Genomic DNA, 3,656 nt, shown 5'->3' on the forward strand with positions numbered 1-3,656 from the left:
GGCATCAGCGCCAGTGGCGTGCATGCCGCGGACATGGTGCTTGGCGGGACCTGCCAGGTCGGCTCGAACGTGCCCCCCGGCAGCACCTGCACCATCACGGTGGCACTCAAGCCCAGCGCCTTGGGCACGCGCGTGGCAACGCTGGACATCGCGTCCAACACCCCCTCGGGCACGGCATCGGTCTCGCTGTCGGGCGAGGCCATCGCGACACCCGCTCCCTCGCTGAGCCTCTCGCCGGTGGCGCTGGGCTTCGGCCGGGTGGCGCTGGGCACCACCTCGTCCCCCCATCTGGCCATCCTCAGCAACAGTGGCAGCGCGGCGCTGAACATCGCTTCCATCACCAGCTCATCCAACGAATTCAGCGTCAACCACGACTGTCCACCGCAACTGACAGCCGGCAGCGCATGCAGCATCGGCGTCAGCTTCACGCCGGCCGGCGCCACCGCGGCGGAACAGGTGCAGATCGTCAGCAATGCCTTCAGCTCGCCCAACAGCATCGTGCTGACGGGCCTGGGCGTGACGAGCGCACTGCCCGTGCTGGTCTGGCAGGGCAGCGACACGAGAATTGCCTTCGCCACCACCGAGGTCGGCAAGTCCCTGGCCTCGGATGCACTGACCCTGGTGAACAAAGGGCCCGGCGTGGTGGCGGTGTCAGCCTTCGGCCTGGCCGGCGTGTCGCCGCAGGCCTTCTCGGTGGGCGGCGGCACATGCCTGGGCGGCGTGCACCTGGCCGAAGGCGAGAGCTGCACCGTCGTCGTCTCTTTCGTCCCGGACAGCGCCGGCAGCCTGAGCGCGACCCTGCTCGTGGCTTCGGACGGAGAGAACCCGGCCGAGATCGCGCTCAGCGGTGTCGGTGCGGCCAGTACCAGCACTGGCGGCGGTGGCAGCGGTGGTGGCGGCAGCGGTGGTGGAGGCAGTGGCGGTGGTGGAAGCGGTGGTGGGGGCAATCTCTCGTCGCCCTTCGTGGCCGACCAAAGCACGCTGGACTTCCGCGCCATCGTCGTGCGGACCGGGGGCCGCAGCGAGCCGCTGGTGATCCGTGTCACCAACCAGTCCAATGCCACGGCGACCCTCAACGGCGTCAGCACGACAGGCGGTTTCGTGGTGCAGGCTGCCGCCGCCAGCGACGCCTGCGCCAGCATGCCGTGGACGCTGGCCCCGGGCGCCTCCTGCACGCTGGCCGTGCAGTTCGCACCCAGCACCGGGGGCAGCGCGACAGGCACCTTGCGCATCGTGGCCGCAGACACCAGCGCGCTGGAGGTGCCGCTGCAGGCCGAGGCGAAAACAGAAGTGACCAACGTGGGTGGCGGCGGTGCCGTTTCCTTCGAGGCCTTGCTCGCCCTCGCCCTGATGGCGCTGCTGCTGACCTGGGCAGGCCGGCGTTCGGCTGTGAAGTGAGAAGGACAGACAACCGTGAGAAAAAGAACCGTGATGAAGAACAATCTTTGGGCCGCTCGCCTGCTTGCCTCTGTCGCACTGGCCGCCTGCGCTGCCGCGGCCTCACCCGCCGCGGCAGTGGCACCAGGACAGTTCGCACCGGAGATCAGTGCGACCGCCGCAGGCGGCCAGCCTCTGCGCCTGGGGAGCTTCCAGGGCCAGGTGGTGCTGCTGGATTTCTGGGCCTCGTGGTGCGGGCCTTGCAAGAAATCCTTCCCCTGGATGAACGAGATGCAGGCCAAGTACGGGCCTGCAGGCCTGCGCATCGTGGCAATCAACCTCGACGAGCGGCGTGAAGATGCCGAGCACTTCCTGGCCCAGGTGCCCGCCAAGTTCACCATCGGCTTCGACACGCAGGGCAAGACACCGGGCCTGTTCGGCGTCAAGGGCATGCCCAGTTCGGTGCTGATCGGCGCCAACGGTTTCATCGACAGCGTGCACGCCGGCTTCCGCGACGAAGACGCCGCCGTGCTGGAGCAGCGCATTGCCCGCGCACTGGAAGCGCGGCGATGACACCTCGCCTGTTCGCCGCCCTGGTGGTGCTGTCGTCGCTGGCCGGCTGCGCGCTGCCCGGATCGCACTCTGGCAAGGAGGCGCCCTCTTCCGACTGGTTGTCTGCAGGGCCCAAGCCCTGGGAGAAGGGCAACCTGGCCAAGCCCGAGATGACCATGGGGGGTGACGCGCTGGACCAGCGCTACACCCAGCACATCTACCAGAGCAAGGAGGCGGCCGCTGGCGGCGGCGGCGTGGGCGGAGGCGGCTGTGGCTGCAACTGATGTCGCCCGCCCGCTCGGCTGGCTGGCCGCGGCTGCCTTGGCAGTGCCCGGCGTGATGCCACGCCCCGCGCTGGCCGAAGAAGCGCCGGAAAAGGCCTTGATCGCGCTGAAGTACCTGCACTACCAGGACAGCCAGTCGGTGAAGACGCAGTACCCGTTCTACGACGGCAGCGAGCCCTCCACCTTCAAGCGCATCCAGGTCAGCTCGCCGTCGGCCCTGCTGAGCCTGCCGATCGGCAGGCAGTGGCTGGTCGACGCCTCGGCGGTGGTCGACGAAGTGTCCGGCGCCACCCCGCGCTACTACAGCGACATCAGCGGTGCCAGCCGGATGAGCGATCGCCGGGTGGCCGGCGACCTCAAGGTCACGCACTTCAGCGAGCGTTCTGCCCTGGCCGTGGGCGTGTCGCACTCCAGCGAGAACGACTACGTCTCCAACGCGCTGTCCGTCGAGGGCCGCTGGTCCACCGAGGACAACAACAACACCCTCACGGCGGCGCTCGGCCTGAGCAAGGACACCATAGCGCCCACCGGCGGCGGCGTGCTGGGGGTCGCTCAGGATCACAAACGCACCATCGAGACGATGGTGGGGGTGACACGCGCGTTCACGCGCAACGACCTGATCCAGGCGACGCTGGGCCTGAATTTCGGGAACGGGTATTTCAGCGACCCGTACAAGCAATTCGACAGCCGGCCCCGAGAGCGCTTCACCACCGTCTTCCAGCTGCGCTGGAACCATCACATGCAGGGATGGGGCGCCACGCTGCGAACCGGCTACCGCTACTACCACGACAGCTTCGGCATCGGCGCGCATTCGCTGGACGCACAGTGGGTGCAGCCGGTGACCGAAAGCCTCAAGCTCTCGCCGCTGCTGCGCTACTACACCCAGTCCTCCGCTTCGTTCTATCACGACCCGGTGACCGACGTCGAGGTCTACCCAGGCCTGCCGGCCGAAGCCACCTACAGCTCGGACGACCAGCGACTCTCGGCCTTCGGCGCCTTCACGGCAGGACTGAAGGCCGAGTACACCCTGGGTGCCTGGACGGCAGATGCCAAGGTCGAGCGCTACGAACAACGCGCGCAGTGGCGGATCGGCGGCCACGGCTCGCTGGGCATCGATCCCTTCCGTGCCACCTCTCTTCAACTGGGCCTGGCCTACAGCTTCTGATCGCCACCATGATGAATCCCCTGCATCCCTGGCCCAGGATCCCCGTGAATCTTGCCGTTCTCCTCCTGCTCGCCAGCTGCGGCGGCGGCAGTGGCAACCAGCCGAGCTGGAACACCGATGCCGTCAGCGGCACGACCATCGGCTCGACCGAAACCTCGGGCGGCGGTGGCAGCACGGGTGGTGGAGACAGCAGTGGCGGCGGCACCAGCGGAGGCGGCACCGGTGGTGGGGACACCAGCGGCGGCAGTACCGACGGAGGCAGCAGCGGTGGCGGAGGC

The 3,656-nt window shown here is 68.4% G+C and carries 4 protein-coding genes and 1 pseudogene; all 5 read left to right on the forward strand.

The features are described from left to right. A partial coding sequence (locus FKP22_RS23990) for a choice-of-anchor D domain-containing protein (RefSeq protein WP_141290183.1) occupies window positions 1-1,398 on the forward strand: 1,398 nt, incomplete at its 5' end. Between the two features lie 15 nt (window positions 1,399-1,413). Continuing rightward, window positions 1,414-1,950 carry a TlpA family protein disulfide reductase gene (locus FKP22_RS23995; protein WP_233446958.1) on the forward strand — a complete coding sequence of 179 codons (537 nt, stop codon included), beginning with the start codon at window positions 1,414-1,416 and terminating at the stop codon, window positions 1,948-1,950. Then, entirely contained in the window at window positions 1,947-2,213 is a 267-nt protein-coding gene (locus FKP22_RS24000) for a DUF4266 domain-containing protein (RefSeq protein WP_141290184.1), read from the forward strand. The genes FKP22_RS23995 and FKP22_RS24000 overlap by 4 nt, the downstream gene beginning before the upstream one ends. Continuing rightward, a complete protein-coding gene (locus FKP22_RS24005; RefSeq protein ID WP_141290185.1) occupies window positions 2,200-3,378 on the forward strand; it encodes a DUF3570 domain-containing protein in 1,179 nt (392 codons plus the stop codon). The genes FKP22_RS24000 and FKP22_RS24005 overlap by 14 nt, the downstream gene beginning before the upstream one ends. Window positions 3,379-3,422: 44 nt before the next feature. After that, window positions 3,423-3,656, forward strand: a pseudogene (locus tag FKP22_RS24010) (hypothetical protein); the annotation flags it as partial.

The organism is Ideonella azotifigens (assembly GCF_006519715.1).
GTDB classification, from domain to species: Bacteria; Pseudomonadota; Gammaproteobacteria; order Burkholderiales; family Burkholderiaceae_C; genus Ideonella; species Ideonella azotifigens.